This is a genomic window from Leifsonia sp. NPDC058248, from assembly GCF_042881905.1.
Lineage (GTDB): Bacteria > Actinomycetota > Actinomycetes > Actinomycetales > Microbacteriaceae > Leifsonia.
Genome location: NZ_JBHVXB010000003.1, coordinates 165,420 through 191,771, shown reverse-complemented (window position 1 = coordinate 191,771; position 26,352 = coordinate 165,420). Strand labels below are relative to the sequence as shown.

General features: G+C 62.7%; 25 protein-coding genes and 1 pseudogene. 13 read left to right on the top strand and 13 right to left on the bottom strand.

Annotated features, from left to right (window positions below; genetic code table 11):
* Positions 1 to 200: 200 nt before the first annotated feature.
* Both ACFVV5_RS06295 and ACFVV5_RS06290 read right to left on the bottom strand, forming a co-directional pair.
* Positions 201 to 773, bottom strand: a complete 573-nt coding sequence (locus ACFVV5_RS06295; protein WP_387240606.1) for a carboxymuconolactone decarboxylase family protein — start codon at positions 771 to 773, stop codon at positions 201 to 203.
* A 109-nt stretch (positions 774 to 882) separates the two neighbouring features.
* Positions 883 to 1,062 (bottom strand): annotated as a pseudogene (locus ACFVV5_RS06290) (hypothetical protein); the annotation flags it as partial.
* Positions 1,063 to 1,307: 245 nt separating this feature from the next.
* Between ACFVV5_RS06290 and ACFVV5_RS06285 the strand changes: the two are divergent.
* The 3 genes from ACFVV5_RS06285 to ACFVV5_RS06275 all read left to right on the top strand — a co-directional run bounded on the left by ACFVV5_RS06285 (position 1,308) and on the right by ACFVV5_RS06275 (position 4,041).
* Complete coding sequence (locus ACFVV5_RS06285; protein WP_387240603.1) at positions 1,308 to 2,129, top strand: alpha/beta fold hydrolase; 822 nt, start codon at positions 1,308 to 1,310, stop codon at positions 2,127 to 2,129.
* 81 nt (positions 2,130 to 2,210) lie between these two features.
* On the top strand, positions 2,211 to 3,164 hold the full coding sequence (locus ACFVV5_RS06280; RefSeq protein WP_387240600.1) for an AEC family transporter: 954 nt from the start codon (positions 2,211 to 2,213) through the stop codon (positions 3,162 to 3,164).
* 172 nt (positions 3,165 to 3,336) lie between these two features.
* On the top strand, positions 3,337 to 4,041 hold the full coding sequence (locus tag ACFVV5_RS06275) for an alpha/beta fold hydrolase (RefSeq protein ID WP_387240597.1): 705 nt from the start codon (positions 3,337 to 3,339) through the stop codon (positions 4,039 to 4,041).
* 301 nt (positions 4,042 to 4,342) lie between these two features.
* Here the strand turns inward: ACFVV5_RS06275 and ACFVV5_RS06270 are convergent, their stop codons facing one another.
* The 3 genes from ACFVV5_RS06270 to ACFVV5_RS06260 form a co-directional block, all read right to left on the bottom strand.
* Entirely contained in the window at positions 4,343 to 5,164 is an 822-nt protein-coding gene (locus tag ACFVV5_RS06270; protein WP_387240594.1) for an aquaporin, read from the bottom strand.
* Between the two features lie 330 nt (positions 5,165 to 5,494).
* Entirely contained in the window at positions 5,495 to 5,704 is a 210-nt protein-coding gene (locus ACFVV5_RS06265; RefSeq protein WP_387240591.1) for a hypothetical protein, read from the bottom strand.
* A 330-nt stretch (positions 5,705 to 6,034) separates the two neighbouring features.
* A complete protein-coding gene (locus tag ACFVV5_RS06260) occupies positions 6,035 to 6,715 on the bottom strand; it encodes a cation diffusion facilitator family transporter (RefSeq protein ID WP_387240588.1) in 681 nt (226 codons plus the stop codon).
* A gap of 50 nt (positions 6,716 to 6,765) precedes the next feature.
* Between ACFVV5_RS06260 and ACFVV5_RS06255 the strand changes: the two genes are divergently transcribed.
* Positions 6,766 to 7,347: a cation transporter gene (locus ACFVV5_RS06255; RefSeq protein WP_387240585.1), complete on the top strand. Its 582-nt coding sequence runs from the start codon at positions 6,766 to 6,768 to the stop codon at positions 7,345 to 7,347.
* Between the two features lie 48 nt (positions 7,348 to 7,395).
* On the opposite strand, the gene ACFVV5_RS06250 is transcribed toward ACFVV5_RS06255, so the two are convergent.
* On the bottom strand, positions 7,396 to 7,791 hold the full coding sequence (locus ACFVV5_RS06250; protein ID WP_387240582.1) for a hypothetical protein: 396 nt from the start codon (positions 7,789 to 7,791) through the stop codon (positions 7,396 to 7,398).
* Positions 7,792 to 8,403: 612 nt separating this feature from the next.
* Here ACFVV5_RS06250 and ACFVV5_RS06245 point away from each other — a divergent pair.
* Genes ACFVV5_RS06245 through ACFVV5_RS06235 form a run of 3 tightly spaced genes read left to right on the top strand, consistent with a single transcriptional unit; the run spans position 8,404 to position 11,134 of the window.
* Positions 8,404 to 9,363: a PPK2 family polyphosphate kinase gene (locus ACFVV5_RS06245; protein WP_387240579.1), complete on the top strand. Its 960-nt coding sequence runs from the start codon at positions 8,404 to 8,406 to the stop codon at positions 9,361 to 9,363.
* A 3-nt stretch (positions 9,364 to 9,366) separates the two neighbouring features.
* Positions 9,367 to 10,878, top strand: a complete 1,512-nt coding sequence (gene glpK / locus ACFVV5_RS06240; protein WP_387240576.1) for a glycerol kinase GlpK — start codon at positions 9,367 to 9,369, stop codon at positions 10,876 to 10,878.
* A 37-nt stretch (positions 10,879 to 10,915) separates the two neighbouring features.
* Positions 10,916 to 11,134 (top strand): hypothetical protein, encoded by a 219-nt coding sequence (locus tag ACFVV5_RS06235; RefSeq protein ID WP_387240574.1) that lies wholly within the window; start codon positions 10,916 to 10,918, stop codon positions 11,132 to 11,134.
* 216 nt (positions 11,135 to 11,350) lie between these two features.
* On the opposite strand, the gene ACFVV5_RS06230 is transcribed toward ACFVV5_RS06235, so the two are convergent.
* Positions 11,351 to 11,812 carry a hypothetical protein gene (locus ACFVV5_RS06230; RefSeq protein ID WP_387240571.1) on the bottom strand — a complete coding sequence of 154 codons (462 nt, stop codon included), beginning with the start codon at positions 11,810 to 11,812 and terminating at the stop codon, positions 11,351 to 11,353.
* 224 nt (positions 11,813 to 12,036) lie between these two features.
* Positions 12,037 to 12,426, bottom strand: coding sequence for a MarR family winged helix-turn-helix transcriptional regulator (locus ACFVV5_RS06225; RefSeq protein WP_387240569.1), 390 nt, complete (start codon positions 12,424 to 12,426; stop codon positions 12,037 to 12,039).
* Positions 12,427 to 12,665: 239 nt separating this feature from the next.
* Between ACFVV5_RS06225 and ACFVV5_RS06220 the strand changes: the two genes are divergently transcribed.
* A complete protein-coding gene (locus ACFVV5_RS06220; protein WP_387240566.1) occupies positions 12,666 to 13,658 on the top strand; it encodes a zinc-binding alcohol dehydrogenase family protein in 993 nt (330 codons plus the stop codon).
* A 179-nt stretch (positions 13,659 to 13,837) separates the two neighbouring features.
* Here ACFVV5_RS06220 and ACFVV5_RS06215 read toward each other — a convergent pair whose 3' ends face one another.
* Positions 13,838 to 14,035 (bottom strand): DUF1427 family protein, encoded by a 198-nt coding sequence (locus ACFVV5_RS06215; RefSeq protein ID WP_387241317.1) that lies wholly within the window; start codon positions 14,033 to 14,035, stop codon positions 13,838 to 13,840.
* 848 nt (positions 14,036 to 14,883) lie between these two features.
* Between ACFVV5_RS06215 and ACFVV5_RS06210 the strand changes: the two genes are divergently transcribed.
* Both ACFVV5_RS06210 and tnpB read left to right on the top strand, forming a co-directional pair.
* The gene (locus tag ACFVV5_RS06210; RefSeq protein WP_387240563.1) at positions 14,884 to 15,540 is read left to right on the top strand and encodes a hypothetical protein; all 657 of its coding nucleotides are present in this window, start codon (positions 14,884 to 14,886) and stop codon (positions 15,538 to 15,540) included.
* 102 nt (positions 15,541 to 15,642) lie between these two features.
* Positions 15,643 to 17,001 (top strand): IS607 family element RNA-guided endonuclease TnpB, encoded by a 1,359-nt coding sequence (gene tnpB / locus ACFVV5_RS06205; RefSeq protein WP_387240560.1) that lies wholly within the window; start codon positions 15,643 to 15,645, stop codon positions 16,999 to 17,001.
* A gap of 39 nt (positions 17,002 to 17,040) precedes the next feature.
* Here the strand turns inward: tnpB and ACFVV5_RS06200 are convergent, their stop codons facing one another.
* The 4 genes from ACFVV5_RS06200 to ACFVV5_RS06185 form a co-directional block, all read right to left on the bottom strand.
* Positions 17,041 to 17,379 carry a helix-turn-helix domain-containing protein gene (locus ACFVV5_RS06200; RefSeq protein WP_387240557.1) on the bottom strand — a complete coding sequence of 113 codons (339 nt, stop codon included), beginning with the start codon at positions 17,377 to 17,379 and terminating at the stop codon, positions 17,041 to 17,043.
* Positions 17,380 to 17,496: 117 nt separating this feature from the next.
* Positions 17,497 to 18,366, bottom strand: coding sequence for a hypothetical protein (locus ACFVV5_RS06195; RefSeq protein ID WP_387240554.1), 870 nt, complete (start codon positions 18,364 to 18,366; stop codon positions 17,497 to 17,499).
* A gap of 1 nt (position 18,367) precedes the next feature.
* Complete coding sequence (locus ACFVV5_RS06190) at positions 18,368 to 18,490, bottom strand: hypothetical protein (protein ID WP_387240551.1); 123 nt, start codon at positions 18,488 to 18,490, stop codon at positions 18,368 to 18,370.
* A 275-nt stretch (positions 18,491 to 18,765) separates the two neighbouring features.
* Positions 18,766 to 21,567: an NACHT domain-containing protein gene (locus ACFVV5_RS06185; RefSeq protein WP_387240548.1), complete on the bottom strand. Its 2,802-nt coding sequence runs from the start codon at positions 21,565 to 21,567 to the stop codon at positions 18,766 to 18,768.
* Positions 21,568 to 22,333: 766 nt separating this feature from the next.
* Here ACFVV5_RS06185 and ACFVV5_RS06180 point away from each other — a divergent pair.
* The 3 genes from ACFVV5_RS06180 (at position 22,334) to ACFVV5_RS06170 (ending at position 25,226) form a co-directional block, all read left to right on the top strand.
* Positions 22,334 to 23,548 (top strand): hypothetical protein, encoded by a 1,215-nt coding sequence (locus ACFVV5_RS06180; RefSeq protein WP_387240545.1) that lies wholly within the window; start codon positions 22,334 to 22,336, stop codon positions 23,546 to 23,548.
* Between the two features lie 168 nt (positions 23,549 to 23,716).
* Entirely contained in the window at positions 23,717 to 24,427 is a 711-nt protein-coding gene (locus ACFVV5_RS06175; RefSeq protein WP_387240542.1) for a hypothetical protein, read from the top strand.
* 211 nt (positions 24,428 to 24,638) lie between these two features.
* A complete protein-coding gene (locus tag ACFVV5_RS06170; RefSeq protein WP_387240539.1) occupies positions 24,639 to 25,226 on the top strand; it encodes a recombinase family protein in 588 nt (195 codons plus the stop codon).
* Positions 25,227 to 26,352: the final 1,126 nt, after the last annotated feature.

The following is a 26,352-nucleotide window of genomic DNA, read 5'->3' as shown; positions in this document are numbered from 1 at the left end:
GTGGAGAGGTTCCCCTGGCGTCATGTCCGAGAGGTTTCGCAAATCCGGGAAGTGATGCTTTCGGCACTATCGGGGCCCGCCCTTGCTCATGACCGCTATGCCACCAAAGTGCAGACCGACAACCGCACAACGGAGTCGGCGTTCCTGGCGCGAGTCTCGACGAAAAAGATATGCGACGGTCGCCCGAGAGACCGCGCCGCTCATCTCAGCGGGCTGGTCCGGCCACCGATCTTGTCTGTTGTCTCCATAGGCACCCGCGTTCCGTTGAGGAACAAACCCAGCAGACTGAACCATGCGATCGACGCGATGTACTTGCGGGTGACGACGACCCCAAAAGTGTCCAGCAACTGCTGCAGAGTCTGGTCTTTCAGGGTGCCACCGGTGAGCATCTCGTCGGTCGCGGCCGCGATTAGAACGTATTCGGAATCTATCCCCTTGACCGGTCCGTCAGAGGCGAGCGCGTCACGCTCAGCGACAGTCAGCCCGGCGTTTCCAGCCATCTGATAGTTCGCCTGCCACTCGTACGGTACGTTCAGAACCGATGCCGCTCTCAGGATGATGATCTCGCGGTGCTTCGAATCAATGTCAGGCGTCCCAAATATGGCTTTCACCATGCCGATCAGTGCCGGATAGAACTCCTCGGTTCCCGACATCATCTTGATGACATTGAGCTCTTGCTCTGGGTCGTAGCTATTTCCGATCACTTTGCGGGCGTCTTCGTCAGAGGGTAACGGAACGGTAACTTTCGCCGCGTACGGGGTTGGTTGTGACATCGGATACTCCTTTTGTTGAGGATTCCGAATCACTGTGACAGTTCCGACGCTGGCCGAGCAGAGTCAAACGACCTCAATTCACCGAATGAGGCACCGAGTTGGGCCGAATTCATCGACCTCGGGAACGGCTATCGCGTGAACATCTTGGCGAGTTGATGTGCGACGAGACATCCAACTTCGAGAACACTTTGTGGAGGTGATATTCGACTGTGCAGGTGCTGGGAGACGGCCTCGTCGTGGGCTTCGGGTTCGACGGCCCCTCCGCGACCAGGCGGGCGATCTGCTCCTCCTGGGGAGTGAGTCCGCGATCGTCCGTGAGATGCTGCGGGGCAGTTGTGCCGGTTGCTTTGAGTTCCTGGGCGGCGCGATCAGCAAATGCGTCCGCGCCGAACTGGGAGAAGGGTTCGTAGGCCGCGGCGCATGCTCGCGCGCACTCGGTGACTCATTCGGTGAATTGAGGTCGTTTGACTCTGCTCGGGCAGCGTCGGAACTGTGAGAGTGGTTCGGGGCGTCCTCAACGAAAGGAGCAAGCAAATGCCGTACTTCACCACCTCAGACGGAACCGAGATCTACTACACCGAGCAAGGGGAGGGGCAGCCCGTTCTCTTCTCGCACGGCTGGCCGCTGAGTTCCGATGCCTGGCAGGTCGAGCTGAAAGTCTTCGCCGATGCGGGCTTCCGCGCCATCGCGCACGACCGACGCGGACATGGTCGCTCATCGCGAACGTACACGGGCAACGACATGAGCACCTACGCCACAGACCTCGCCGAGCTCGTCGACCACCTCGACCTCCATGACCTCGTTGTGGTCGGCCACTCGACCGGCGGAGGTGAAGTCGTGCGCTACGCTGCGCAGCATGGCGCTGGCCGGGTCGTGAAGGTGGCAACCGCTGGCGCTGTCCCGCCGATCATGCTCCAGTCCGCCACGAATCCGGAGGGCACTTCGATCGAAGACCTAGACAACATCCGTGCGGGCGTGCTCAAGGATGCGTCGCAGTTCTGGAAGGACCTGTCCTCGCCGTTCTATGGTGCGAACCGCCCTGGAGCGCAGGTGTCGCAAGGTGCCAGGGACGACTTCTGGCGGCAGGGGATGCTCGTCGGCCTAGCTGCAGCCTACGATTGCGTGAAGGCATTCAGCGAGACCGATCAGACCGAAGATCTAAAGTCGCTCGATGTGCCGATCTTCATCGCGCAGGGTGATGACGACCAGATCGTGCCCATTGCAGCGGCCGCAGAGAAGTCGATCAAGCTTGTGAAAGACGGAACGCTCAAGGTCTACCCGGGTGCCCCGCACGGCATCTACGGCGCATACCAGAACGAACTCGACCAGGACATCCTCGACTTCATCCGGCGCTGAAAAGGCGGGCCGGCGCCGCGTTCGGCACGGTTCGGAAGAGGCCGGCTGCGGAAGTCTGCCCTGCGCGCGCAGAGGGTTGTGATGAGCGTTCTGGCGGCGCTTCTCCCCGTATATTTCGCACTCGGGGTGGGCTTTGCTGCGGGCAAGTTCCATGTCGTCGAGAACGCGCACGTCGACCCTCTCAACAAGATCGTGATGACGTTTGCCTTGCCGCTCGCGCTCTTTACAATCCTTGCGGGCTCCAAGCGGGCGGACGTCCTGGCTCACAGCGCCGTGGCTGCCGCGGTATTCGTCGTGACGGCCGTCACCTATGCAGGCACCTATGTACTTCAGCGCACTGCATTTCGGCAATCCACCGCATCGTCGATCGTCCAGTCCCTGACGGTGGCGTTTCCGAACGCAGCTGCCGTCGGCCTCCCAATCGCCGACGCGGCCCTTGGTAATACCGGCGAGCTCGCGGTGGCAGTGTCGTTGGCCGTCGGCTCCATCATTCTGACGCCGGTGACCATCGCCGTCCTGAACTCGACCGAGCAGGAGACCCTCCGACCGGGCTCGTCATCGGCACCCGCATGGACGAAGCCGCTCCTGATGTTCGCTCGGGCGCTGCGTACCCCGGTCGTGATTGCGCCCATTCTGGGTCTAGCTTGGAGTCTTCTCGGTCTGCCTTTCCCGAGTCTGCTGCGCTCGACGCTAATGGAGCTCGGCGGGCTCACGGCCGGCCTCGCCCTGTTCGTCACCGGACTGGTGCTCTCCGGGCAGCACCTACGCCTCGGACTCAACGTCGGGGTGTCGAGCCTCATGGCCGACATTGGCCGCCCGCTCCTCGCGGTACTCGTCGTCAAAGCGCTGGGCATGACCGGCCCGATGGCAGCCGAGGTCGTCGTTCTCATGGCCGTTCCCTCCGGGTTCTTCGGCGTGCTCCTCGCCGTGAGCCACGGAGTCAAGGTGGGAGTTGTGGGTCCGACGCTCTTCTACTCGCATGTGCTGTCAATCGCGACGTTGTCCGCGGTGATCGTCCTGCTCCCCTTGCTATGACCTCCCTCAATGAGGAGGACCTAACAGGTTCGGGTCAAGTCATCTGCCCGTACCGACGCGCCGGGAAATGGCGCTTCCGGGTCAAGTCAAGTGACGCTACCGGGAGCGCGCTCACTCGTAGGACAGTCGAAGAACTGCCCCGACTCGTCGAGGCAATCGAAGGGAGATCAGAATGGCCAATTCAGGCGTAGCCGGCAATGTCGTCCTTGTCCATGGCGCTTATGCCGACGGTTCGTCATGGTCTGACGTGATCCCCAGGCTGCAGGGCGCCGGCGTTTCCGTGATGTCGGTCCAAAACTCGCTGGTGTCCCTAGCCGATGATGTAGCCGCGACCAGGCGGGCTCTCGACCTTCAGAACGCTCCGACGGTGCTCGTCGGCCACTCGTGGGCGGGGACGGTCATCACCGAGGCGGGTGACCATCCGAATGTCTCGGCCCTCGTCTATGTGGCGGCTCGCGCACCGGAGGCGGGCGAGGACTACGGGGCGCTTGCAGCCGAATACCCGGCTCCGCCCGCATCAGCAAGACTTTCCTTCGTGGACGGGTTCGGTCAGCTCGACGAGGGCTCGTTCATCAAGCATTTTGCCAATGGCGTCGAGACAGAACGCGCGCGCGTCCTCTACGCCGTCCAGGGTCGGATCTCGCAGACCCTCTTCGCGTCCAGAACCACGGTGACCGCGTGGCGCGACCATCCGTGCTGGTACGCCGTTTCCCGGAATGACGGGACGACCTCTCCCGCACTCGAGCGATTCCTTGCGGCGCGGATGGACGCCGTCACCATCGAGCTCGACAGCGGCCATCTTTCGATAGTCACCCATCCAGACGAGATCGCGGCGCTGATCCTCGAGGCCGTGACCACGACGTCAATCAAGGAGTGAACATCCAAGTACGCGATGGGGCGACCGTTCCCGAATCGGCGACGCATCCGTTTGATGTCGGCGGAACACTCTCGGGTTCGCGCCCATCGGCCGACGGGACTTTGGGTTCCGGCGCCCTGCCGGAACCCAAGGACTCATCTAACTAGCCGAGAGGTGTCGCCGGTCGCGTCCTGACGGAACCCATACGCGTCGGCGTCGAGTTCTAACGGGTTTCATCCGAATGCAGTCGCGCGTCCGTGAACCGTTAGCTGCATGACCGACTGAGTGCTGCATGAGGCCCAATTTCGTGTGGATTGGCCGCTCAGGCGGCCGAATTGTTCCCGTTTGCTTCCGAGGCCGCGTTCGCAGACGTCGGATCACCGCTCTTGCGCGGGAGACCGGGGATGAACGATCCGATGACCGCTCCAAGGATCGGCGCGACGATTGACAGCCACAGCTGCTCTAGCGCGATTTGTCCCCCGAAGATTGCAGTGGCGATGGACCGTGCCGGATTGAACGAGCCGTTAGAAATCGGGATCGCGACTAGGGCGACGAGTGTCAGCGTGAGACCGATCGACAGCGGGGCGCTGGCGGCCCTTGCGGCCGGTCGGGTCACTCCCAGGACCACCCAGACGAGCACACAGGTGGTGACGGTTTCCACGATGAATGCGGCGGGCAGTGAGAAGTCGCCGGGTGAGAGTGGTCCCCACCCGGTCGAGGCGAACCCCGATGCCCGGGCCGAAGCCAGGAACCCGCTCGGGCCTAGCGCGGCGATGAGTACCAGGATCGAGGATGCGACCACGCCGCCGACGATCTGTGCCACGATGTACGGCCCGACGTGCCGCCAGGGCAGTCGTCGCGCGAGGGCCATGGAGATGGTCACCGCAGGATTGAAGTGACCGCCCGAGACTGGGCCGAATACTGACGCCCCAGCGAACACGCTCAGGCCCAGAGCGAGTGCGACGCCGAGGAAGCCGATGTTGAGTCCACCCCGACCTGCGTCGAATCCCGCACCGAAGATCGCCGCGCCGATGACGCCGAAGACCAGGATGAACGTGCCCGCTGCTTCGGCTGCGAGACGAGCTGAAAACGAGGGAGCAGTTCCGACGCCGAGCCCAGCGCGCGTCGTGGTTCGTGTAGTCATCGTGTCTCCTCACGCGACCGCGGTTGGTCGTGAGACGAGTATGGGCCGCAGCGATTGGCTCCCGAATGCGTCAGGTGACTCGATTCATTTCGCTCGTGTGTTCAACGGCGCAAACCGTTACGGGTCTGGACTGCGTATCAGCGGTCGCGAAGTCCCGTGCCGAGCCAGATCCCAGTGGCAGCGCCGATGGGGGCGAGCAGCAGCATCCCGACCGCATCCAGTGCGTGGATTTCCGGCTCTCAGTACCCGAGTAGAGGTCCCGACCCCCAGAGATCGAGGAAGTGGTCAGGCGCGGCCGGAAACAAGGTGCGCGCTGACGTTCTCGCGGGCCTAGTCGCGCCAGCCGTCCGCGAACTCGCTATCGTGCAGAGTGCGAAGGTGCTTCGCGTATTCGTCGAGCCGCTTGGCGAGGTCTTGCATTTCGTGGAAGTCATGGCTGTGGTCGCGCGCCACCGTCTTCTCTTCTGCACGCTTGCGCACGATGTGAAGTTCTTCGCGGCTCAACTCGGCCACCTTCTCTAGGACGCTTTCTAGATCCATGATGTTCCTCCCCATTCACTGGCGCGAACGCGGCCGCGCCCACGGCTCGACTGTATGCATCCGAGTAGTCGCCGATCAAGGATCGCGTCAGTGGCCTCGAGGTCCTTGCAGATGCCGCGCGATGTCCAAACCCTCGTGGAGGAACCGATGAACACGGGCGGAAGCTTCCAATTGCCCGGCGCACTCATTGGTCTCGATCGTAAGTCGACCACCTGATTTCACCTTGGCTGTCGACGATCCACTAACGCTGTCCTGTGTACGCGTTCGACCGCTCGCTCCGCCAACAGGAGTCCCTGGGCCGCCAACTAGATTGTCCGGGGTCCCCGTTGTTCAGTCGTCGTCGAAGTCGACGTCTTTTCCGCGCAGAGCCGCGATCGCTTTGACGATGAGCTGGATGGCCGCGATTGCGATCAGGACGGACACTCCCAGCGCCAGCACCGGGTCAAGCCAGTAGAGACCGTTCGTGACCAAGATGATGGCACCAGCCACGGCGATCGCTGCCGCGGCGGCCGCGTCGGCCACAGCATCAATCAGAACGGATCGCATGTGCAGGTCCTCGCCTGCGGCGGAACGGCCAAGGACGAATGCGCCGCTGAGCATGACGACGACTGTGATGAGGCTGACGATCACCATCGGCAGACCCTCGACCGGTGGTGAGCCTTCGCTGAGCCGAGAGATCGCCTCGATCGTCACGGTTATGGCCACGACCAGCAGAAGAATGGCATTCACCAGGGCCGCGATCGCGATCGGTCGCTGTGCGTGCGGGTGATCCGGATCGCGGTCGCGAAGGGCGATGGCGATCAGGCCAAGAACCAGGGCGAAACAGTCGGCCACGGTGTCGCCGGCCGCGGCAAGCACACTGACCGAGTGGGCGAGCAGGCCCGCGACGACCAAACCGACGATCAAGGCAACATTGAGGCACAGAACGATCAGGATCCGGCGGCGTTGACTCCACCTCGGCGCCTTTGCGGTCGCCGGGTCGGACCCGGGGGGATGCGGAGAGTCGGACATTTGAATATTGTTTCATCCCGCCGCGCGTCCGGATCGAGTAGCGTCGTCGAGTGACCGACCATGCGCTAAAACTTCGCCGATCCGGGATCGGGTTGGAGATCATCACGCTCGGCTGGAACGTTGTCGGAGTGGTGCTGCTGGCGATCCTCGCCTACCAGTCCTCATCCGTGGCACTGCTCGGCTTCGGTCTGGACAGCCTGATCGAGATCGGTGCGAGCACCGTCGTGATCTGGGAGCTCACCGACACCAACCAGACCCGGCAACGGCTCGCCCTCCGACTGATCGCGTGGGCGTTCGTCCTCCTGGCCGCTTACCTTCTTGTGCAGGCCGTGGTCGCGCTGCTGCTAGGCCATCACGCCACCCCCCTGATCGGCGGAATCGGCTGGACCGCTCTCACCGCCGTCGTCATGTTCGCGTTGGCCTGGGGAAAATGGGTCGTGGGTAAGCGCCTGAACAACCCGGTCCTCCTCACCGAGGGACGCGTGACCCTGATCGACGGGATCCTGGCGACGAGCGTGCTGATCGGGATCCTGCTCGACTACACCCTCGGCTGGTGGTGGGCAGACCCGATCGCCGGACTCGTCATCGTCTTCTACGCCGCACGCGAAGCCATCCACATCTTCCGCGAGTAGCCGCGTCCTAGGCCACGACGCGAACTGTCGTCTCGAGCGGGACTCCGGCTACGGGATCGAAACGATCAATGCCACAACTGCGGTGAACAGCACAAGGCCGGCCACCGTGACCCAGTAGTGCGGATCGCGCTTCATCGTGGCGGCGTCGCGGCCAAGGGGCGGCAGCGTGCGCAACAGGATGGGCAGCAGTGACACTGCGAGTCCGACCGTGAGCAGGATGGCAGTTATGCGTCCGCCGCCCTCGCGCATTGCCTCCAAAGCGCCGAACAGGTTTGCGGTGATTAGAAGAGCCATAAGTAGACGCAGCCGCGGGTCAGGCAGTGAGGCATCTCGCTCCTTGTCACGGAGGTCGCTGTCGAAGAACCGGATCTGCCAAAGCAGTGCGCCGGCGATCGCAAGTTGCACAGTGATGATCGATTGGAAGTACTGGACAGGAATCTCCACGATCAACCTCCAATACTGCCCTGTTCTCTGACCAAAGCGGTCGGCATCTGGACCGGGTGCCGGTCTCGTGGGGACCGCGCCAGCCCCCGCGATGATGATCCGAGTCTACGAGCGCGTCAATGACGTCCCTGCTAGAAGTGATCCCTACGGCGCAGCGCAGCAGCCCCGTCTACCAGCATGACATTCCAGCGCTCACACGGTGGGTTCCCTCGTTCCAGAAGTCGATCGGCGTGCGCGCGGAAATCGAGGCAGGGTGGACGGCTCTTAGGCTGCCCCGATGGATGGCACGAGTGCGAGGTTCGTCTCAACAAGGTAGCCACTGACGCTGAGGCCTGGCAGGAGGGCACGCGTCGCGCTGAGGGCGTGCCGTCTCAGAGCGCGGGCGCCGATGGCGGACTCGGCCACAGCAGCGGCAACCGGGTGCCGTCGTCCAGATCCAGGTCGGGTTGCCCGGCGATGATCGTGGCGCCGGGGTGGAGCGATCCCCGGCTTTGCGGCGTACTCTGCAACTCCCTCGGAGCGGCTGTTTGGCGGCTTCGGCGACGAGCGAGGGTTCCTTGGAGCATGCGCCCGAGCGGCGTAGCATTCTCGGTAACGGGAGGAGGTTCGACCATGCCTGCTGATGCCCCGTCTGCCGAACGAATCGCACGGTTCATCGAGCCGTTCCGAGTCGCCCCGGGCTCGCACGTGACACTCGCTGAGGACTTCGATCCCGCGTTCCAGGCGGGGATCGAGACGAGGGAGGACGGCGCCGAGCTGTTGAACGAGGGGATCGAGCTGCTTGCGGACTACCAGGCCAGGCTCGCGGCTCAGGACACCATCGGCGTCCTCGTCGTCCTCCAGGCGCTGGACGCGGCCGGCAAGGACGGGACGATCCGCCACGTGATGAGTGGGGTGAATCCGCAGGGCGTGAGAGTCGAGAGCTTCAAGGTTCCTTCGGCGACGGACCTGAACCACGACTTCCTGCGCCGGTATGTGGAGCGCCTGCCGTCCAGGGGCGAGATCGGCATCTTCAACCGCTCTCACTACGAGGAAGTGCTCGTTGTCCGGGTGCACCCGGAGAACCTCGTTCGCCAGAGGCTGCCGCTCGAGGCGCGGGGGGACCACGTCTGGAAGCATAGGTACGAAGCGATCAACAACTGGGAGCAGTACCTCGTCGAGAACGGCTTCCGGGTCGTGAAGCTGTTCCTCAACCTCTCGAAAGAGGAGCAGCGCGTCCGCTTCCTGAGGCGCATCGACCTGCCAGAGCACAACTGGAAGTTCTCGGCGCACGATGTGCAGGAGCGCCGGTACTGGGACGACTACCAGGAGGCGTTCTCGCAGATGCTGAGCCACACGAGCACCGAGTGGGCTCCGTGGCATGTGATCCCGGCGGACCGCAAATGGTTTGCCCGGATTGCAGCCGCGGCAGTGATCGCCAACGCACTGATCGAGATCGACCCGCAGTACCCAACGCTCGACGACGATGCGCTGCGAGACCTTCAGGCGGTGAAGATCGAGCTCGAATCGGAGGCACCGGAGGGGGCGGCCCCGGATCCGTTCGAACCGCCTCCGGCTGAGCAGGAGACGTGACCAATGGCAGGCAGATTTGTCGCGGCCATCGACCACGGCACCACCAGCACGCGATGCTTGCTGTTCGGCGAGGATGGGACCGCCGTCGCAACCGCGCAGCGCGGACAGACCATGCACTACCCCGGACCGGGCCTGGTCGAGCTCGACATGGCCGAGGTCTGGCAGCGAACCCAGGAATGCATCCATGAGGCGCTCGCCACGGCGGATGCCCAGCCGACGGATATCGCCGGGATCGGCATTACGAACGAGCGCGAGTCCGTCGTACTGTGGGATCGCCGTACGGGGCGCCCGGTAGCGAACTCGATCACCTGGCAGGACATTCGGACGGCGGCCGCCGCCGACGCGCTGGCGGCCGACGAAGGCATCAATCGGTTCCAGCAGCGCACCGGTCTGCCGATCTCGACATATTCCTCGGCTCTCAAGCTCCGCTGGCTGCTCGACCAGGACCCCGCCAGGCGGGAGGCGGCCCGCCGCGGCGACCTGTTGTTCGGCACACCCGACACCTGGCTGCTGTGGAACCTCACCGGCGGTCCCGACGGTGGTGTGCACGTGACCGAGCCGAGCAATGCCAGCCGAACGCTTCTGATGAACCTGCACACGATCGAATGGGATCAGGAACTGCTGGACATCATGGACCTCCCGCGCGCGCTGCTCCCGGAGATCCGCTCCTCGAGCGAGGTCTACGGCACCGCGAGGGGCGATCTGGCCGGCGTCCCCGTTGCCGGCGTACTCGGCGACCAGCAGGCCTCGTTGCTGGGTCACACGTGTTTCGACCACGGCGACATGAAAAGCACCTACGGCACCGGAGCCTTCTTGCTCGTCAACCTCGGGACGGAGCCGGTGATGTCCGAGCATGGCTTGATCACGACGGTCGCGTGGAAGCTGGGCGACGCCGACGCGGTCTACGCGCTCGAGGGTTCGGTCTCGATGGCCGGCGCCCTCATCCAGTGGCTCAGCGAGAACCTCGGAATCATCTCCGACGCTTCCGAGGTCGAGACCCTCGCACGATCCGTCGAGGACTCGGGCGGCGTAGTCTTCGTCCCCGCGTTCTCCGGCCTGTTCGCGCCGTACTGGCACGATGATGCGCGAGGGGTGATCGTGGGCCTGACAAGGTTCGCCAACAAGGGACACATCGCAAGGGCGGCGCTGGAAGCCACGGCGTACCAGACCTATGACCTGGTTGAAGCGATGCTCGCCGACACCGGCCTGGCGGAGCTCGGCGAACTCCGAGTGGATGGGGGCATGACCAAGAATGAGCTGCTGATGCAGTTCCAGGCCGACATCCTCGACTCCCGGGTGGTCGCTCCCGCCGCAGCTGAGATCACAGCCACCGGCGCCGCCTACGCCGCGGGGCTTGCGACCGGGTTCTGGTCGGGGCTAGACGACCTGCGTGCGAACTACACCATCACGCACGGCTGGGAACCACACATGAGTGCGGACGAACGGGAGCGCGGCGTAGCCGGCTGGCGCATCGGTGTGGAACGGACGCTGGGCCTGGCCCGCAAAACAGGATGACGAACTGACAGCGAGTTCGCTGAGGATCGGCTGGTCGGTGACGACGCCGACCGACGTCGTCACGGTCATGAACGTCGCCGCCAGGCGCACCTCGTCGTCGTTGCGTATCGCGGGCGGCACGATCATCCGCAGGTGCAGCACGCTGACGGTCTTCCGAAATCGTGCGCCGCGCCCGGGCGCAGCACGCGGGCGGACACCGAGGAGCATCCCGGCGACGCGGCGTTCAGTGGAAATGGCAACGCCCGAGAAGGCTTAGATCAGCAATTGCAGGTCATCTAAACGCTCGGCCGGGATGCGCCAGCCGAGCGTTTGGTGCATTTGTCCACGTCACGCTGCCGAGGGGATGGTGCCGGCGGGCCCTTGCCCTCTCGCTGCGAGGCTCCGGAGGCCGGGATCAGCCCGCCGTCAGCATCGAAGCCGGGGACCACGCGTTGCATTGATCATCCATTCGCGGTGCGCGGTCGGTCGTCCGTCACTGGGCCGCCGCAGCCTTCTTGTCCGCCTCGGCGCGGGCATCCGCGGCGTCGAGGATGGCGTATTCCGCTTCTTCTATGGCGTAGGACGCGAAGTCGATTTCGTCGAGCGCGTCGCTTTCCGCCCACTCGGCTGCATTCTCGGCGCGCTTCGCCGACCATTTCGCATGTCGGGCGGCCTGCTTGTCGTGAAGTGACTTGAAGGACTTCGAGATGTCCTTCTTCTGGGTGTCGAGTTCGGACTCCACCTTGTCGTTGGCGTCGGCGACGTGGTCCTGTATCGACTGGCGGCTGGCCTCGAGCGAACTCTGCAGCTCGGCCTTGCGCTGTGTGATCGCGGCGTTGTTCTTGTCCTTGACGGCTTCCGCAGAAGTCTCGAGGTTCTTGGCCTGCTGCGAAAGCTTGAGCAGCTGATCGGATAGTGCCATGAGATGTCCCTCTTCTCCTTTGTAGTTGAACAACCCCTCAGTTTACGCGACCTTCAGCCTGCCTACCTAGGTAAGTCGAGAGAATGGCGGTGCGCCCATGCCAGTGGCCATCGATCTGACCTTTTTCAACTGCTAAGCCCTTAGACGCGGTTTGGACACTCACGCAAGTTTCGAATTCATGGCCCGAAACAGCCCCCAGCAATTGGCTCCCAGACAGCCCCGATCGACAGTGCTCAGGCGCACGTCGGGATACCGTTTCAGGATTCAGTAATGACGGCCGACAGGTTCTGTTCGAGGGCGATCAAACCGGTCATGAGGCGCTCCTGATCCTCCTCAGTCATGTCCCGAACCGTCAACGATTCCAACTCGGTCCACACATTCTCGAGTCGCTGCCGGATGAGCTGGCTGGCCGCCGTCGCTGCGACAAGCGTTGCTCGCCCATCGGTCGGATCCGAGCGACGCTCTACGAGCCCTGCGTTCTCAAGGCGCTGCACGGTCCGGGTCATCGCGGCTGAGTCCGTAGCAAAGATGGAGGCCAACACAGACTGCCGCTGCGCGCCCGAGTCCCACAAGTGCATCAGCAGCAGCTCCTGGCCAGGGTGAAGCCCGAGCCTCTTCAGCAGCTGGCGGGCGACCATCATGTGCATTCGGGTGACCTGGATGAGCGCGTTACTAATCGGTGCGCCCCCGGCCGCTGATGACGACCGAGCTCGTTCCCACTGCTTCCGATCGGTACCCATCAGACAACGTTAGTAGATAGACACCTGCGCCGAACAGCGTCATAGGGCCAGGAATACGCTGTAACTCGCTCAGGTTACCTGTCTCGAACAGTTAATGTTCCAACACAAATGACAAGAAGGGCACGTTTGTAATGCGAGCAATTCAGATGACCGAGCAGGGCGAACCCGAGGTACTCAAGGAGGTGCAGCTGCCCGATCCGACACCGGGCCCGGGAGAAGTGCTGATTCGAGTCAAAGCAGCAGCCGTCAATTTCTCCGACGTCATGCGGCGACGCGGCGACGTCTACCCCGTACCCACCTCCCTGCCGTTCGTTCCCGGGGCTGAGGTCGCGGGTACAGTTGTCGCTGTCGGAGATGGGGTCGAGAGCCCGGTCGTGGGAACAGACGTCTTCGGAACTGTCGGCTCCGACACTTCGGGTGGCTATGCGGAACTCGCGGTCGCTTCCGCGTACAACGTCATTCCCGTTCCCGGCGGCCTTGACCTCGCGACCGCATCGGGCGTCATCGTCTCGGGGCTGGCTGCAACGGTAATCCTTGCCGACCTCGCCAAGCTTCGAGAAGGCGAAACCGTGTTCATCCCGGCGGCCGCGGGTGGCGTCGGCAGCTATGCCGTGCAGATCGCGAAGCAGCTCGGCGCAGGAACCATCATCGCGGGCGCCAGCACTTCCGAGAAGCGGGACATCGCCCTGCAGCTCGGGGCCGATCACGTCGTCGACTACACCACCGCGACGTGGATTGACGACGTTCGAGCCATCACCAACAGGCGCGGCGTTGACGTCGCCCTCGAAATGAGCGGGCCTACCCGGCTCGCCGAGACACTCAGCATCCTCGCCCCCTTCGGCCGGATTGTTGTCTACGGCTCGGTCAGCGGCTCAGTCAGCGGCCTCGACCCCAAGGCACTCGAGCAGTTGCTGTACGATCCCGCGCCGAGCCAGTCCTTGATCGGATTCAACCTCGGTACGTGGTTTGCGGAGCGCCCCGGGCAGTCAGTCGCGGCTCTTCAGCGGCTTGTTGGTTGGGTGTCCTCCGGTGAAGTGAGCGCGCCGAGCGTACAGGTGCTTCCCCTCTCGGAGGCTGCTCATGCGCACCGCCTCCTCGAGTCTGGCCAGACCACCGGAAAACTTGTGCTCCAGCCCTAGACCACGGGTTCCCGTCCCGGCGGCCGTCGGGGCGGGAACCGCATATCGGGTGGGACCTGCCACGGTGATCGGCCAGTGCGGAGAAAGGAATGACCGGAGGATCGCCGGGCTGCAGCACCTGAAGCGACCCACGTCCAACTCAAAACCTTCATGACTTGACGCGACCCCGAGGTGCGAGGTCACCGGACGGGTTTGCGGCGCGCTCGCCACATCGCGAGGCGGCGACGAACCAGGCGCGCCCCGCTCTCGCCTGCGACCATGCCCAGAAGCCCGATCAGTGCGATCGGCGGTGGCGCCGGCGATTGAACGTGGATGGCCCAGCAGACGATCCCCATCACGATCCCGGCGCCAAGCGCAATGGCACTACTGCAAACCATTTGCCGGATGCTCACAGCAGTCCGCCGAGGACGGGATCCGCCCAGGCGGGAAATCGCGCGATCCCATACCCCAAGTCCTAGTGAGGGCCACCATGTGCCCCTAAAACATAGCGCAGACCGCCCTCTCTCCAAGGCGCCGGGGTGGCAACAGAGCAGGCGCACCGTCGCACGCCCCGATAGCGGGACGCTACCGAACGACCTTTGCATCCCAGCGGAACACTTCAGTTTCCGAACTCGGCTGCACGGAATGGGCGACCCCGCCAAACACTGGGATGGCGTAACCGAGCCCAAACACGCAACAAACTCCTCGTTGCATCCACCAGCTGAAACCGCGGGGAGGTTGTTCGACAAAGCCCGCCACTTAGATTGTCCAGACCTCTCAGAAAGACAATCTTCGTGGCGGAAAGACAATCTATGGCGACGGTCGACAACAGCCTCATCTCACTTCAAGGGGCTGGTTTTCTGCAGTCGATAAGAACAGTTATCGCCACTATCTGGCTGAGCCCCATTTCGCGGTCGAAGAGCGAATTACGGCCGAAGAGCCGCACGTATTCGCGCTGCGAGCACATCCCCTCGTCGGTTCGGACACGCAACGGGGCCCCGCAGGACGCCATCTGCGGAAAGAGAACCGCCAATACCAGCCAAATCGTAGACTGATCACGATCACGTTGGAGTCGCAACGAGCGTCGAGCATGGCCGTAGCACGCCCGTGGACCTGTGAATCTCCTGGGAGCATCCTAGCCCGATCCATCAGTTCACCTCATATACGAACAAATTGCGTTTCACAGAAATTTGGCGGCGTTACTGCAGGCTCGCAATAGAGCCGAGGAACCCCTAACCTGCGATTCATGACCCGTTCCACACCCACCCCTGACCGGTCAGATGGGCAAATGGACCCGCAGTTTACCGATGACCTGCGGGAACTCGGGGAAGCCATCGACGACCTCGCAGGTGAAACGTCCTACATCACGCGCGCGCTCACCGAAAATCTCCGCGCCATGCGGCCCGTCTCCCGCGAAGGCCGGCTGACCAAGCAGCAGGAGCAGTTCCTAATCCAGTCAGGAACCTTCACCGCCGACGAGCTGGAAGCGACGAAAAGAGAAGTCGACCGAGGATCACTGCAACTGGGTGCAGCAGAGGCCTTCTTGTCGAATCTGTGCGCCACAATGTCGCTCGACGACGTCACCGGCTATTTGAATTTGGACGAAGAAGCTGTGCGCACCGCAGTCTCCGAGGGGCGCCTCTACGCGATCGAGATCTCCGGCCGGCTCCGCTTTCCCGCGTGGCAGTTCAACGTCGGGTCCCCCGAGAAGCTGATTCCGGGGCTCGCCGATGTCATTTCAGTCGTCACCCCGCGGTGGGACTGGCAGAGCGTCGCCGGATTCATGGCGACACCGCAGTCAGACCTCTTCGCCGAGGGGCGCCAGACCCCGGTTGAGTGGCTCCGTGACGGCGGCGACGTCAACGATATAAGAGAAATCGTCGAGTCGGACGACTGGTGGTGAGCATTCAGTGCTGGAACATGCTCCCCTCTTCGACCCGGGGAGCACACGGCGACCTCGTGCCGGAATCAGCCGAGATTCACAGGAGCACGACGGGCACCTCTAGTGGGTGAGCGGTTACTCGCGTACCGGTTTGCGTTGGATCTGAACCAGTCGCAGACGGAAACCGCGTTGTCGCACGTCGGGGGGCGCAGGTTTGCATACAACCAAATGCTCGCCGTCGTTACTGCGAACCTCGCCCAGCGGCACGCGGAACGCTCCTACGGGATCCCGCCTGAGTTGCTCACCCCGAGTGTGGACAGGTCGGCATTTGGGTTGCAGAAGCTCTGGAACGCTTACAAGCAGGAGTGGGCGCCGTGGTGGGCGGAGAACTCGAAGGAGGCGTACGCGGACGGCTGCAGGAGGCTTGCGGCAGCGCTATCCAACTGGCACAAGGCTCGCCGCGGGACGAGAAAGGGGCAGTCGGGGTTCCCCCGTTTCGCCTCACGGCGCGGCCGGCAGTCGGTGACATACACGACCGGTGCGATCCGAGTGGATGACCGCCGTCATGTCGTCCTCCCGAGACTCGGCAGACTCCGTGCGTTCGAGGACACGACGAAGCTTCTGACCCTCGTCGAGACGGGTCAGGCTCGGATCTCGCGGGCGACGCTCGCATTCCACCGAGGCCGCTGGTTCGTGTCGTTCACGGTCCACAAGCACGTCGATGACCACGCAAAGCTGCATCGGCTATCCCGACCGGTGGGAATCGATGTCGGCGTGAAAGATCTGCTCGTCGTCGCAGGTCCAAACGGGCGCGAGCTCGAACGTATCTCGGCGCCGAGGCACCTCGCCGAAGCCCAACGCCGGCTACGGGCGTTGCAGCGAAAAGCTGACCGCCAAGTCGGCCCATGGGACCCCGCCTCGAATCGGCATCGCGACCCTTCGTCGGGATGGCGCCGCACGCAGGCCCGGATCTCTCGCGCCCACGCCCGGATCGCGAACCTCCGGGAGGACACTCTCCATCAAGCGACGACCCGCATCACGCGCGCCTACGGCAACATCGTGATCGAAGATCTGAACGTGCGTGGGATGACCACAGCAGGGGGTTCCCGCAAGCGTGGCCTGAATCGCGCTCTCGTGGACGCCTCGTTCGCGAAACTTGCGCGGATGCTCGCCTACAAGGCGAGATGGGCGGGTGGAACGCTCACCCGCGCTGATCGTTTTTTCCCCTCCTCGAAGACCTGCTCAGGCTGCGGCGCAGTGAAAATCAAGCTGCTCCTATCCGAGCGCACCTTTCGGTGTGAACATTGCGGTCATGGGATCGATCGGGATCTGAACGCCGCGATCAACCTCGCCCGCTATTCAGCGGGCACCTCGGCTGGAGTGCCCGGCCGCGACGCCAGCGGAGCCAACCGTAAGACCGGCCTCGCGTCGGCTGGAGGCGATGAAACTGGAACCTGCCCCGGCAGGAGCGCCACCCCGTAAGGGATGGCTGCGTGGCCCGGGTGTATCGCTTTGCGACACTCACATGCAACGGTTTATGGTGCAGTGTTTCGGCTGCTGCGCTCTGGTGCGAAGTTCGGCAATAATCTTGGCCTCGGTGACCGGGCGGGTGGTGTTCGCCGGCAGGTCGTCCCGGCCGAGTCCGTCGACCAGCGCTGAGACCGTAGTGTCGAGCGCCGCTGCGACCTGGATGAGCTTGTGTAGCGTCGGGTTGCCGCCGCCTGTCTCGACTTGGGCGAGATACATTGCGTCGATGCCAGATCGCTCGTTGAGCCTCGTTCGGCTGATCCCTCGCTCTTCACGGAGCGCACGAACCCGCTGGGCGGCGTTCGAGGGCTCCGGCGTCGGTGCGTCATGCATACCTGCCACCGGCCTCTGCGAAGGCCATGCGCACGCGCGCCTCGACCTCGGGGATTCCGGCTTGGCCGCCGGGGAGGCGTCGCCGGAGAGGGGCGCCAGGAGACGCGATCTGGAATGTCAGAGGTTGTTGGGAGCGTGCGGAGTCAGTACCCGAAACAATCCCATCCAGAGGGCCCAAGCGTCGTGGACCCAATCCAGAGCGAGTCCGCTCGTCAGCGCGAGTGCTAGCAGTCCAGCAGCGAGCGCGATGACATAGGCGATCGGACCGGCCGCCCACTTGTTGCACCAGAATACGACGCTCCACAGCAGTTCGGGTCGCGCCCCGATGTCCATGAACGCAGACGAGATAGTCGCGAGGCATAGTCCGATGAAGCTGACAAGCATGACTACGGTCAAGATCGCGCCGACGAGCTGGAGGAAGAGAAGAGCCGTCACCGACGGTGGGAGGGTGAAAATCCAACCAATCACTCCGTGGGAGGCGATTGCATTCTGCGCCGCCGTTAAAGCGCCCGCATGCAGTGGCGGGTGAATGAGCCAGGTGGCGTTGAAGAATCCCGACCCAAGGATTGGGACGACCAGGAGTAGTCGCAATGCGACGGTTGTTCCATCAACGAATCGGTGCCACCAAAGAACCGCAAAGGCTGACGTCACCGCAATGAAAACCGCCAGGGCGATGAAATAGAGAGTGACCGAAACCGTCGGAGCCTGATTCACGTACCACCCGAGGACGAGGGCGAAGACAAGGACGATGAATGCCGCTAAGCCACGGTCGTCAGAACGGGATGATCTGGACGCGTGTGACGGCCACCGGATCCCAAAGTCTGTTGCCGTGTCCGCGTTGAAAAGGGCGTCATTTAGCGACCGGCTGGTATGGCTACGGGGTTCAGCGAGCTGTCCCAACGCCGAGCCGATAATGACACCAGGAATGAGCAGTATGAGCCCGATGACAAGGCCGGGCACAGATGGGGCGAACGATTGAGCATCCACGCTAGAGCTGTTTCCGCTGGTGTCGGCCTCGTAGGTTGACCACGAGCCCAAGCACTGCGCCCGCCGCCATGAGGATGAGCGCCTCCTCGATGTCCCAGAGGTGGGCGGCGATGAACTCGATCATGGGGTCACCATATGCGTGTCCCCCCGACACAGTTGCCAGGACACGTCGGCGAAGATGGATGTGAGCGGCTACACCTAGCGGTTCCTGCGACCTGTCGAATCGCCCACGCCATTACTGAGTCGAGCCACAGGTAGCCGTCTTCCGCTGTGATCTCGCCAACCGACGTGGACTCCTCATGAGGCCAACTCACGGCGAGCGGGAATCGAGCCATTTCCTCGGCGGAACGCGGGCCTTCTGACACCTTCACTACCTTGCCATGCGCCGGCGCTCGGCTGCTAGCCAGGAGTGACTGCAATAGTTGCGCTTGAATTCAGTAAGTCGCCAACTGGTGTACGGGCAAGCGAGGCGCCAATCAGTACACCGAGTGCGGCCGATGCCGTCCAACGGTCCGGCCCGAGAGTAGAAAAAGCGAGTTCGACAGCGGCGGAGGCATCGCGGTCGCGGAGTGCCGAGAGTGTGGCGGGGAGTTGAGCGGGGAGGACTGCGTGCAGCGGAACGAGTTTCGGGTCCCACTCGTCGGTGATGCCGAAACCTCGAATCTCCTCGACTAGCGCCAGCAACCGTTGGCGCGCGGTTCCATCTAGCCCGAGATCCACGATTACCGGTTCGAGTACGTCAGCGATGGGCTGACGTGTGACGATAGTCGGAAGTTGCGGCCTCGACCCGGACCGCCAGCTCGCCTGCATATTTTGTCCGAACTTGCCGTGCCGCTGGAAGAGTTCAGCTATTTGCCGATTGACTGGCGAGCCGTCGAGGCCCGCCTTGATCGCTTCACGGATGCGCGCGCGGTTACCGTCAACGGCAATCTCGGAAAGCCCTTCGGCAATCATTCGTGTGTTCAGCGGCATTGGTCCGTCGATAGCGCGAAGACCGATGTCGAGAAGTTGTGACTGCCATTTCGGCATTGCGGCCGACATGCCGTCTTCAAGGAGTGCGGCTGCGAGTTCGCTTGAAATGGGCAGCAACCAGCCGGGCCATCCGGGCATGCGGTCCACGGCCTCGACCACTTCGACGACGAGGTCTCGCCGGTGGTCTGGTCCATCCGCAAACAGGCGACCGGCGAGGAAGGTCCACGTGTTTCGCCAGTGCGGACTCGGCGCCACAAGGGTGAGTCGGGCGCGAATCTGCGCATCGGGTGCGTCGCTAAGTGCGCGTGCTGCCATGAGCTCTTGCAGGCTCCGAATCTCGAACGAGATGCCGTCGTTTTCCGCTGGGACGAGAAGCACAAGACGTTCGGTCGCGGCTTGGACGATTTGGGCTGCGATTCGTTCGGTCTGGGCGCCTCGGTCGTTGCCGAGCGCGATTAGCCGCTCCAGCGTGAGTCTCTGCAACTCATGCTTTGGCAATATTGCTCGAGCGTCGGTTGCCGTTTCGGACTGGATCTGAAGTTCGAGACCTACAGCCTCATGAAGGTGGATGATTGCCGGCCTGTATGTCGAGAGGAGGTTGGAGAGACTCGTTGTCTTGGCTTGCTCGCGCTGGTAGATCGTCTCGAAATACTTGAAGAAAAGCTGATATCTGTCGGCAGGAAGCGTGCCGAGCGACTGAAGAATCAACGTGATGATCAGAACCTGCAAGGGCGTCTTCATGAGGCGGAGCATCGAGCCGTTCGATGCCTCGCGCTCGAATCGTGCAATGAGCTGATCGCGGGAGTCCGGATCATCAGCCAACCGACGATGTGTGATGTGTCGGCCATAATCCAGCGCAGCGTCCGAGTCGAGGTAGGAAAGTCTGAGCTGGCCGAATCGCTCGGGCATGAACCTCTCAGCCTCACCGGTGGGTCGCGTGGTCATGATGACCAGGAGATCGGCGTCGTCAACGTCGGCCTGCTCCACGAAGCCACGGATTTCATCTAGCACTCGTGGCCGCACTTCCGGCGCTGTGACTTCGTCTAGACCGTCAAGAATCACGAGGGTGGGCCAGTGCTGGAGCCAGCGTTTCAGGGTGTTCGGTTTGATGTCGAGCTCGGCGCGCGCGCTGATCCTCTCGCACATCCATCGGAGCAGCGACTTGTCGCCATTCGTTCCAAGAGCATCGGCGTACTCGGGGAGGCTCACCCTGATAGGCCAGCGCCGGTTCTTTGGAGCATCGAGGTTCAGTCGTCGAAGGGCTCCTGCCGTGGCTTCAATGACTTCTTTCGCCGTGTCCGTGAGTTTTTCCTCCGACGCGAATCCCGCGCGGAAGAGTTGGTTCAAGAACAGGGTGATAGTGCTCTTTCCGCTGCCTGGCTGGCCAGTTAGAACGATGTGTCGCGGAGAGCCGGCGTAGGAAGGACGAAGCACTTGGTCGGCACGAATGATCGTCTCGGCGAGCACCGTCGTTGCGCACGCCGCCCCTTGCGCCCTCAAATCGATGACCACACGGTCGACGGACTCGCGTTCTGTCCCTCCTGCCTCCCGAAAGTTGACCCACCGCTCGGTGCCGAGCGTCGCTGATGCGTGTGCGACGAGGACGGGCTGGAAGGCGCTGGGGTCGAGTAAGCCCCCCAACTCGCCGAGACGTGACAACAGATCTCCGACGGTCAGAAGGCCCTTGAAGGCAAGGCGAATGCCTGCGTGTTTCGTCAGTAGTGCGTTGAGTTGGTCGCGATGCCACACCTTTGCGGCACGAACGCCTCGTCTCGACAAAGTGTCGCGCGCGTCGGAGTCGATCGGAGCGCCGAGTCGAGTGCGGATGTGGTTGTTGATCAAGTCGATGCCCGAACCCGGAACGCTGCTGAGTCGAACGTTCGTCACGAACACGATGTAATCGGGCAACCGACCACGCTTGCTGGATGAACTCACCCAAGCGTCAAGCTCCTCGTCGATTCGCTTTCGGAGCCACCTTGCGTTGGTGCTGGGCTCACCCAAGTGTTCTCGTTGCTTCGCTTGGATGACTACGTAGCCGTTCCACGAGTCTTTTCCGAAGCTCGTTGTGGCAGACCACTCGACCGGACCGTCGTATGTCGCCTCTCGCCCACCGTCGGGTCCGGCACCGAACGCTTCAACACCAGCCCCCATGACCTCGGACGCAAGAGCGACTGTCAACTGTTCGAACGCATGCGGACTCAATTCCTCGAGGGGATAGTCTTGCGCCATCTGTGATCTCCGAGCGTCGGTGGAATAGATCCTCCCATCGGTCGCCCTCGACAATCGTCGTAACGCGCGGTTGAGCACGATCGAGTGATCCGCGAAATGCTCCCGCAGGCGCGCAGCACGAGTTGTCCCGAATGCCGGACGGCCAGCGAACACATTCCGGGCTGCTCGGCCGTTCCCTTCTGGCGCGGAACTTCGTCCCGCAAGCGGGATGTCTTGCGGGGCCCGTGAGACATTTCGATGGCGGATGGATCCAAGTTACGCAAGACACTCAACCGGCGACGCAGTCGAACTATTGGGAATTGACGCTATGAAGCTGTCGCAGCCCCAACTTCATCTTCGACGCTGCACGGCCTCGAATGTCTCGAAAGCCCGCCCGAATAGATTGCCCGGTAAGGGGATGCAGAACGCTACGCCTTGCGCATGAAGATCGGATCCGCGCGAGTTTCCACAGCCCGGCAGGACCTCACGGCGCAGCTCGACGCACTGAAGGGCATACCTACGTCGACCCGGGCTCACCGTATCGGATCGGGGCCTGCCCGGGGCTTCCATGATGTCTCCGCAGAAAACGCATCCGACCGTGCATACCGTGATGCGCCGCCGGCCGCCTCCGGTTCACAGATTATTGATGTGTCTGCACCCGGGACGGCTCCCGAATTTCGGCCCCAAAAGGGTCAGGGCTCCTGGGTGCGGAAGAATGCACATAATGAGCGGTTCACACGGGTTCTGGAAGTCTGAGGCTGGGCAAAGGTACAAGTCTCAGCAGCGCATGATGAGCGCACTGCGACTCGCGCTTCCAATCGAAGCCCGATCCAAGAGTTCCTCCCGGACCAAAGACCGCGACGAGCTCGCCGAGATGATCAAGGAAGACGCGAAGCCCTGGCTCGACCTTCGCGGGCGCTTCGGAACAACCTGGCCGCGCGCACGCGCGAGCATCGCACTCGACCTGCGCGTCTCCTCGAACCGCAAGCAATCACCGCGCATAGACAAGATCTGCAAGTGGCTGCTCGACGAACTAGGAGGTCCGAACAGCGACGCGATCGTCTTCAAGGACGATAAACAGGTCAAGCTTCTCTTCGCCATCAAGTCGGTTTATGGACCACCTGAAAAGATTGAGGTCGCACCGGACGACCCGTGGGCACCCGGGCTCAGAGGGATGGCCGAGCTGCCCGAACCGAAGCCCACCATCCATCTCGTCGCGCAACGGCTCTCCCTCACCCTCGATGGAGTCAGGAGAGCGCGCTCACTTGATCCACCGTGGGATCCGAAGAAGGTCCATGATTCACCTTTCGGACCACGCGACTTCGAGACCGAACTCGACGAGGACTATCTGCGGGAGCTCCATCCTGATTTTGGCGGTTTCCAGCAAGAAGAGTGGGATCGAGTGACGGCGAAGCTGGCTTTCACGCGGCAGATGGGTCACATCAAGGCGCTCGACCATCTGTCCGCGTTGGCCATAACCGAACTCGCAACAGACAAGCACGGCCTATATGAGTGGCTCATCCCACCGATGCGCTCTAACCCGTACGCCTTCGACCTCGGCCCAATCCCGGAAGCCGCGGGCGACACCGAACGGTTCAAACGGCGCATCACAGAGCTCATGACAGAGCGGGTGCACGCATACCCGCACCTGTTCCCACTTCGCCCGATCGTCGGCGTGACGGTCCTGTACTTCGAGAGCGGTCAAGGAAAGGACCTCGACAACCTCGTGCGTTCGCTGGTCCCTGAGGTGATTCGACATTTCCAGCCGCCCGACGAAGACCAGTTCTTTTGGTCCGCCGACTCAAAGATCGCGGAACGATTGCGGACAGGGCAGGCCAGCCCCACGAACGAAATCCGGTTCATCGAGGCTGTCGCGCTCACCCAACGACCACCGTCCGTGGCGCCTGGCACCGCGTTCCTTCTGATCTCCGACGGGTGGCGTCAACGCAGTTGGTGGGAAAGCGCGCTGGACTACGAGGAGAAATACGACCCGGACTACTGATGCAGCCGCTGGATCGGCCGGTCTATTGCGTGTCGCAGCTTTAGGTGAATCGCCTTCCGAGACACCTTCCAAGCCGCCTCTGGGCCTGAGCAGCAAGTCCGGACGCCGATAGACTTGCGGGTTGCTCTTCAATTACTAGCGTTTGGACCTCGAGGTAGGTGTTGCACCATGGCCGAATGCTGGCTATACATCTACGAAAACAAGGAACTAAATTCGATCTACATCGGCATCGCCGACAGCATGTCCCGGGTCTTCCAAACCCATAACCAAGCCGCCGAGCAGCTCCGCGACGCGGCCGGTTCGGTAATCCTACAGACGGTGAAGCCGTTCAGCTCGCGCGGCGACGCGAGGAAGGCAGAGGCTATCGCCATCTACGTCGCAACGATCGCCGGTACGACGGTGTTAGGCGAGGATGACAAGGGCGCCGCGTTTACCTCCACCAATATTTCCGGCGTCCAGTCGACGACGGAACTGGGCCCGGCGATCTTCGCGAAGCCCGGCGCGATCCAGTGGAGCACCCTCACCGGTACCGTCATCGTGTCGATCGACGCGGACGAGCTCGAAGGCCGACCGGCACCATTCGGTGCGCACGGTGGCGCCTTCTTTTCCGAGCGTGCTCGGCAGTACTGGCAGAGCACAGCAAAGAAGCGACCGAGGATCACGCGTCTCCTCGCGCTGCTCAAAGGCAGCGGGAACATCATCCTTGGCGACTGGGATGTAACCCCGGAGAGCGAGTGGAGTCGCGCCCCGGCGCACCCGGACAGGGTCGCTGTGCCGCTCGTCGACGCCGAGCAGGACGACCCCCGCGGTGTGAAAGGCATGCGACTCGACGGTCACCGATCCAACGTCGGCGTCGGCTACAGCTCCGACTTGAAATAGATCTCTCTCTTGCTCCATCGTCCATCGTGGCTGGAAGCCATCTGCGGCGTATCTCTCACCAGCTCTTCTGAGATGGTCCCGGCTGCGTCCATCGCGGCTCCCCATGTCCATCAGGGTGTACCCGATCGAGCAGGTCGAGAAGAGTCGGGAAGCCCGTCAATCAGGGTCGGTGTGGCGTACTATTAGACACAGTTGACGGAGGGTCTTTAAGATGAGTGGACACAAAGGGCAGGTAGTCGGTTACGCCCGGGTCAGCGCCGCAGATCAGAACGAGGCGCGGCAACTCGAAGCCATCGGAGAAGTTGACCGGCTATTTTCCGAGAAGGTGAGCGGGAAGAGCACGGACCGCCCCCAGCTCCAGGAGATGCTCGCGTATGTGCGCGAGGGCGACACCATACGTGTGAAGTCACCCGACCGGCTCGCCCGCTCGACGACGGATCTGCTCGGCATGGTCGAGCGGCTGAAGGCACAGGGCGTCGCCCTTGAGTTCGTAGACAACCCGGCGCTCAACACTGAGACCCCGCAGGGCAGTTTCATGCTGACCATTCTGGCCGCTGTCGCCGAGCTCGAGCGGGCCACCATCCGGGAGCGGCAGGCGGAGGGCATCGCGATTGCGAAGGCCGCCGGCAAGTACGAGCGGGGACCCAAGCTTACTTCCGAGCAGATCGAGGAAGCACGCGAGCGAGTCGCTGCGGGCGTGCCGAAGGCCAGAGTGGCTCGTGATTTAGGGTGCTCGCGCCAGACGCTCCATGCTGCGCTTAGCGGGGCTGGCAAGTATGCACCCCTGGCGGCCGCGTAGTGTCCCAGTCCGATCGCGAAGAGCAGTACCGCACCTGCCCGGCGTGCGGGGCCGATTGCGAGCCTGAGCCGTTCGACACAGATGCGGGCATCAGGATTGCGTTCGTTTGCGCCGATCACGGCGTGCACAGCATTGTGGAGCCGTTCGAAGGGAACGGTTGACAGTTTCGTTCACCAGACCGTCAGCGATAGGACCAAAGTTATGCCAGCAGCTCAACCGGGGGCGGAAGTCACCCGCAATCTCGAGCCGCTCACTCTCCGTTCTCTTCTGTGCGCAACCGTGGGGTCACGGTTTGAAACCCGGCCCGCATGTATCCAGGCGAGCGCCCTTCTTGTTGCAGCCGGCGAGCAATTCGGCCTCTCGCTTCGGCCGCAACCCGTGTCTATCTGGAGCGGAGACACCGCCGGACAATCCGCCACCGGCTACCGAGCGCGCGATTTCGCTCTCTCTAGTGGCGCAACAGTACGTTCCAACACGGTGCCCGCTGATGGTTCCGATTGGTTCCGTGAGGTGGGGCATCTGATTGCTGTGTCAGATGAACATCGAGTGCTCCTCGATTCGACTTACGGTCAGTTCCGTCGCCCAGGCACCAACCGAGGGGCGGTAATGATGCAGGTCCCGTCGATGAGCTTCATTGGCGATCAAGCTTGGACCCTGCAAGATGGCGAGTGGGCCGTGCGGTACTGGCCGGTGGATTCCCCAGACACTTGGAAGCTCGAGTACGAGGCCGCCCAGCACCTCATCGTGCCAAACCATCTCCCAGCGGTTGTACGGATAGTGCGAGACCGCATCACTAAGAAAGTCTGCGCTCCCACTCTTGAAGGCAAGCATTATTTGTAACGCGAAGAAAACAAGCATTGTTATTGAAAACGTCGCAGGATTCACGGCCGCCACCAAATGACCCCACGGGCTTGCAATCCGCGGCGTAGAGGCATGCCCTGTGCCTCATAGCCGCCACCAAATGACCCCATAGTCGAGGAGTGCGGGCTCCGAGATGTCGCCCAAGTTGACGCCAAGCGGTGACAAGTGCGACGAAAAATGTCAGTGCTGGTCACTACCGTCGAAGCACAACAAAATATCCCACCGGGGTCGCGACAGGGCTACTGATATCCAGATGGAATCAATG